At 44.8% G+C, this 6,082-nt stretch carries 5 protein-coding genes; all 5 read right to left on the bottom strand.

Annotated features, from left to right (window positions below; all coding sequences use genetic code 11):
• On the bottom strand, positions 1-1,242 hold a 1,242-nt coding region (locus H6S82_RS33560), incomplete at its 3' end, for a DUF6745 domain-containing protein (protein WP_242056956.1).
• Complete coding sequence (locus tag H6S82_RS14895; RefSeq protein ID WP_190466894.1) at positions 1,239-2,273, bottom strand: DUF6745 domain-containing protein; 1,035 nt, start codon at positions 2,271-2,273, stop codon at positions 1,239-1,241. The genes H6S82_RS33560 and H6S82_RS14895, both read right to left, overlap by 4 nt.
• A 21-nt stretch (positions 2,274-2,294) precedes the next feature.
• Complete coding sequence (locus H6S82_RS14890) at positions 2,295-3,392, bottom strand: aminopeptidase P family protein (protein WP_190466891.1); 1,098 nt, start codon at positions 3,390-3,392, stop codon at positions 2,295-2,297.
• Between the two features lie 58 nt (positions 3,393-3,450).
• Positions 3,451-4,551, bottom strand: coding sequence for a galactose-1-phosphate uridylyltransferase (gene galT, locus H6S82_RS14885; protein ID WP_190466888.1), 1,101 nt, complete (start codon positions 4,549-4,551; stop codon positions 3,451-3,453).
• On the bottom strand, positions 4,463-6,082 hold a 1,620-nt coding region (locus H6S82_RS14880; RefSeq protein ID WP_191056365.1), incomplete at its 5' end, for a glycoside hydrolase family 2 TIM barrel-domain containing protein. The genes H6S82_RS14880 and galT, both read right to left, overlap by 89 nt.

Raw genomic sequence — 6,082 nt, 5'->3', positions numbered from 1 at the left:
CCGCGCCGACTTTACATCGGGAGGAACTCGCAATACATGAATGTATCCCGTACTTGGGCAAGTCATCTTTAACATATAAATTGGTTCGATATCAACATCAGTATCAATTTTTAACAAACTATATTCTCGAAACGAATCTAATTCAGTTGCGCCTAGTTCAGAAGCGATTTTTTCATATCCAATTCCCTGAATTAGCACTCGCCGCAGTTCAGCGTTTTCTTCTTCTAAAAGCCATGAACTTTGCCAATTATTTGGGTGTACCTTACCGTACTTTTCAGGTAATGGGAAGCCATGATAGGCATAGAGGCTGTATCCGTCGGCAAATTGGATGGCGGGTGCGCCTTCTGCGTGGAGACGCTGCTGATTATCGAAGGAGAGAATGCGAGGGCGATCGCATACAATTACCATCTTCTCAAAAGGGAAAATACAACCGCAATTCTTGGCTATTGCTTGTAATGCTTCCCATTCTTTTTGCTTGTATTCAAAATTTAATACATTAATACAAAAATCGCACAGGCTGCCCGAACTAACCCATTGGGCTGGAGCAATAAATATATCATCATTACCAAAGATAATGTTCAGTAAATCTCCCTGTTGGTTAGTGTTATTCGCCGCATCAGATATGCGTTTTGCGAGTGGATGTTTTTGTTCGGTTTCTATGAGTGCATTCTGTATCATTAACTGATCGAGCCAATGATTTGGTATTGGTATCTCAAGCTGTAACCACATTTCCTCCCATAGTTTTTGTATTTGCTTTTCTTTAAATTCTAATTTGTTCCACAGTTGATTACTTACTTCCTGCATTGTTTGGAATAACATTCTAAGTTCTTCCGTTAAGACGCCCTCTAATTTCCAAACTATATCATCATGCAGTTCGCTACTCAGGCGACTCATAACTGTCTTAAGGCAACTAGAAGTTATAGCTGATAATAAGTAAGAGGTAAAATCTTCCTTAAAAATTCCTCTGGGTCTATATAAATTTCCATATATTCGATTTTCATCTATGACTAATTTTCGATCGCTACCTACTGCATAAGGGCTATCATAAAAAAGTATCTCTGGTTCCGGTAAGCCAATCAAAGCATAAGCTTTTTTTACTGCTTCAGCAGCTTTTTCCTTATCGATCGGCTCAGTTGAAAGCGCAATCTTTCTCCATTTATCCCGATAAATTGGAATCAATGCTTCTTGCTCAGGAGTCAGCTTTTCAATCTTTGCTTCTGCCATTTTAATAAAATCAGTCATGTCTGCACCCCAAATTCCTCTGGATCGACACCCCAATTCACCCAGCAAATCGCCTCCCGCGCCGACTTTAGATCGGGAGGAACTCGCAATATATGAATGTATCCCGTACTTGGGCAAGTCATCTTTAACATATAAATAGGTTCGATATCAACATCAGTATTAATTTTTAATAAACTGTATTCTTGAAACGAATCTAACTCAGTTGCGCCTAATTCAGAAGCAATTTTTTCGTAGCCAATTGCCTGAATTAACACTCGTCGCAATTCAGCATTTTCTTCTTCTAAAAGCCATGCAGATTGCCAATTATTTGGGTGTACCTTACCGTACTTTTCAGGTAATGGGACGCCATGATAAGCGTAGAGGCTGTATCCGTCAGCAAATTGGATCGCGGGTGCGCCTTCTGCGTGGAGGCGATGTTGGTTATCGAAGGAGAGAATGCGAGGGCGATCGCATACCATTACGAGTTCTTCATAAGGAAAAATGATCCCACAATTTTTATTAATCTCTTGAAATAATAACCATTCACTTTTATATGAGCAATTTAAGTTTAAAACAGAAAGACAAAAATCTACATAGCTGGCTTCCGGTGCCCAATCTTCAGGTATGATACAGTATCCTAGATTTGGTAAATTGTTGGCTAATTCCCTTCCAATTTGGTTATCTAGAATGTTGAAGAACTTTTCTTGCAGTTCGTCTATAATATAGCTATTAATTTCATGGGAAAGTTGCCTTATTAATTTTTCCCACAGTTGATTTTCTATTTCTCTCATAATCTCATGAAATTCTAAAAATTCAATAGATAATAAATCTATAAATTCTTCCCATTTCTGGTGCTGAGTATACGTGCTATCAAAAAAGAGAACTTCAGGTTCTTTTCTGCCTATCATAACGTAAGCTTTTTTAATGGCTTCCTTTGCTGTTGAACGGTCTATAGGATCAGTAGAAAAAACGATATTACGCCACTTTTCGCCATAAACTGGAATCAAAGCTTCTTGTTCAGGAGTCAGCTTTTCAATCTTTTTCTGAGACATTTCAACAGAAATACTCAATTTTCAACGGCTCAAAGGCACAGGTCGCAACCTACCTTCTACTTCCACAGTAGGCCAATTCGGATCTAAAGTCAAATTTTCCAACTTTCCATCTTCAAGAATGACAAAAGTATCCTCAATTTTCGCTCCCGGTAAACTGGGATTCCAAGCAACAGCCGTGTTATTTTCTAAAGTATCGGTAGTTGTGGGATTCGCCACAATTTCTCGCGCTAAATATCCCGTCGTTCCTCCCTGGTGATGTTCGCGAATGGCATTCGGAAATCCATGTTTTTGATAAGCATTTGCTAACACATCATAAACCGCATTTAGAGATGTGCCAGGTTTGCATAAATTCAACGCTTCCGCTTCAATTTCGCGGACATGGCGATGCAATTCGGCGCGTTCATCTGGAAGCGTACCAAAAACAACAAATCGAGTTAGATTCGCATATAAACCATACCTTCTCGCGCAAAATACTAACATCGCTTGCTGTCCTATTTTCTCTCCAGAAGCGGTAGCATGACGGTAAAGCGGTAAACGCCTTTCGCCAGCAACTAAAGTCAGCGCCGGATGTATTCCCCTTGCCCACAAAGCCTCTGCACCCGCTCCCGCCAGTTGGTATTCTGTCCAAGTAGGCTGGGCGGCTTTTAGTACCTCCGTCATCGCTTCGCTAGCCAAACGACCGACTTCGCGATATCTCTCTAATTCGCTTGACATCATTACTCGTTTGTGCTGTTGCAGAGATGCGGGTAATCGTTTTTCGACGTGAGGAATTGGTCGATCGCTTAATACTTTTCCCCCATTTGTGGCATCGCGCACGAACTTTTCACGCGCTTCTGCATCTGCCCAAGGATTGATATTAAACTGGAAATTTGCGGGTATTTCTTCATCTTTGAAGCGCTGCGCTTCGATTTCATCTGTTAATATCCAGGCATTTTCTGCGGTTACCAAAACTTCTGCAACTCCGGTTTCGGCGGTAAGCAATACAGTGCTGGAACCTCCGGCGGTAGCCCAAGCAAACCAATCTGTACCGCGCAAACGTACACCCGTGGCGTCGTTTTCGGTGAGGGTGTTTCGGATTGATTCGAGTTTTTGGGTGACTTCTTCGTTGTGTGGATTCATGGTATTTTTTTACCGCAGATGAGAGCAGATAAACGCGGATAAACGCAGATAAAGATTTTCATAAGAGTATTGGCGTTTCTAGGTTTACGACAACCGCCTGTAAATCTTTGGCTTTTTCTTCCGGAAGGGCGTCGTTAGCAAACATTCCTGCTGCTAGTTCGGTTCCGGCGAGATATTTCAAACGGTCTTTTGTCCGATATGGTGGGAAAAATTCCGCGTGCAAATGCGCTTCTGGATGCGGTTTTCCGTCTGTGGGTGCTTGAAACCAAGCCATTAAGTAAGGGAAAGGACGATTCCACAAACCATCGTATTTAAGAGTAACTGTTTTTAATGCTCTGGCTAATGACTTTCTCTGTTCGTTTGTGAGATCTATAAATGTAGCGACTGGCTGAATCGGCGCGATCCAAACTTCGTAGGGATAACGCGCACAAACGGGGACAAATGCAACGGCGTATTCATCTAAATAAATAATCCGTTGCTTATCCACAATTTCTTTTTGAATCAAATCTTGCAACAATCCCTGCTGATGTTTTTGGTAATAAGCTTGTTGCTGTTCCAACATTCGGGCGGGAACGAGGGGAACGAAGGGATAAGCGTAAATTTGCCCGTGGGGATGGTGCAATGTAACGCCAACTTCCACACCCTTATTTTCAAAAGGCAGAACGTATTGAATGTGAGGATTTTCGCCTATTTTGCGCGTGCGATCGCCCCACACTTGCAACAGTAATTCTAAATGATCCAATTCCAAAGAAGCGAGAGAGGCGTGCGGATCTTGCGTAAAGACTACAACTTCGCACGCCCCATTGGCAGGAACGGTTTCGACAATGTTCGCAGGCGCATCGTGCGCTGTCACAGTCATCGAGGGAAAACGATTGTCGAATACCGCCACATCATATTTCCCTTGTGGTAGTTCGGTGGGAAAGTGAGGATCTTTTGTCGGTGCTAACGGGTTATATTCTGGGGGCGGCATAAAAGTCCGCCCCTGACGGTGACTCGCATATGCCACCCACTCGCCTCGCAAGGGATGCCAGCGCAAGTGGGGGTTAGCGGCGACAGGTTCGTTACTGGGACTAGGAGGAGTAATTCCCTCCGCAATTGGGTATCGGCTGTACAGAGTCAGCTGGCGACCGTCCGGCTTCAATAGCTCCTGGGAATACATTCTTTTGCGCCCATGCAGCTTTCACTGCTGCGAGCATAGCGTCTTCTTCCTCGTCTTCACCCCTGCCTAGAGTCGCATCTGCGATCGCTTCAATGGGAAACTTCGGTGTCCTGTCAGCATACAACAGCCCATTTGCTTCCTGGAACGTATCTGTTAGCTGGGTATAACAAAAACCGCTGAACAGTTCGACTTTGTTCACTACATTTAGTAGCGCCGTATACCTGATTTGCAGTTCCGAGACATCCTCAATGCGGATATACCCCCAAGCTTTGCGATCGTCCCGACCCGCATAAGCAATACCGCCAAATTCGGTTAACATAATCGGTTGTCCTTGATGGGGATAGCCATCCAAGGTGAGGACGCGCCCGCCGGGACGTTGGCGATCGAACAACTCTGCTAAGTTAACTTCTGGCCCATACCGCTTGGCCAATCGAGTCGGTTTATTATCGTAATCGTGAATAGCCAGAATATCCGTCGCCGCACTTTCCCATCCGTCGTTACCCACCACTGGGCGAGTTGGGTCTAAGGTTTTGGTTAAGTGGTAAAGTGCTTGTACCAAATGGCGATGTGCTTCGGTTGCTGTGAGGTCGGGAACGCCCCAAGATTCGTTGAAAGGAACCCAAACGACAACACAAGGATGGGAAGCATCGCGTTCGATAACTTCAGTCCACTCTTTCGTCAGGCGTTCTACTGCTTTCGGCGTAAACCTATAGGCGGAAGGCATTTCTTCCCAAACCATTAGCCCCAGAACATCTGCCCAATACAAGAAACGGGGGTCTTCAATTTTCTGATGTTTGCGAACGCCATTGAAACCCATCGCTTTGGTTAACTCCACATCCCGCCGCAATGCTTCATCGGAGGGTGCGGTCATTAAGGTATCCGGCCAGTATCCTTGATCTAGAACTAAGCGCAGGTAGTAGGGGCGTCCGTTCAGCATAAAGCGATCGCGCTGAATCCCTACCGTCCGCATTGCTGTATAAGATTTCACCTCATCCACCAACTCGCCGTCAGACCACAATTGCACTTCGGCATCAATTAAAGTTGGTTTTTCCGGACTCCACAGCAATTCATTGCGGTAGTCGTCGATACCAGGGTCGGAAAGAGCAATGCGGCGGTGAATTTCCCCGTGGATGACTTCGTAAGTATCGTTAACCAAGAGAATGCAACCAACAGATAGTTTCACCTTTACTTGGATACCATCGCGCTTTTCCCCGGAAACGAACGCTTCAAAGCCAATTTCCCACCGTTCAAAGTGCGGCGTCCAGCGAATGCGATCGATATAAGTAGAAGGAACAACTTCCGCCCAAACCGTTTGCCAAATCCCACTCGTGCGCGGATACCAAATACTGTGGGCTTCCAGTTGCCAATCTTGTTTCCCGCGAGGTTTTGCTAAATCTTGCGGGTCATCTTCTGCCCAAACAGTAAGCCGTTGCAACCCGTTTTCGTTCAATACAGGTGTAATATCAATACTGAATGGGGTATGTCCGCCTTCGTGGTCAGCCATTAATTGACCGTTAACCCACACGCGGGC

This window comes from Planktothrix sp. FACHB-1355 (assembly GCF_014748295.1).
Classification (GTDB): Bacteria; Cyanobacteriota; Cyanobacteriia; order Cyanobacteriales; family Aerosakkonemataceae; genus Aerosakkonema; species Aerosakkonema funiforme_A.
This window is presented reverse-complemented; position numbering and strand designations above follow the sequence as displayed.

What these genes read in the sequence shown, in the direction of transcription:
- H6S82_RS14890 (WP_190466891.1), bottom strand. Translation starts at nt 3,392, where the DNA reads ATGAATCCACACAACGAAGAAGTCACCCAAAAACTCGAATCAATCCGA.
- H6S82_RS14895 (WP_190466894.1), bottom strand. Translation starts at nt 2,273, where the DNA reads ATGTCTCAGAAAAAGATTGAAAAGCTGACTCCTGAACAAGAAGCTTTG.
- galT (WP_190466888.1), bottom strand. Translation starts at nt 4,551, where the DNA reads ATGTATTCCCAGGAGCTATTGAAGCCGGACGGTCGCCAGCTGACTCTG.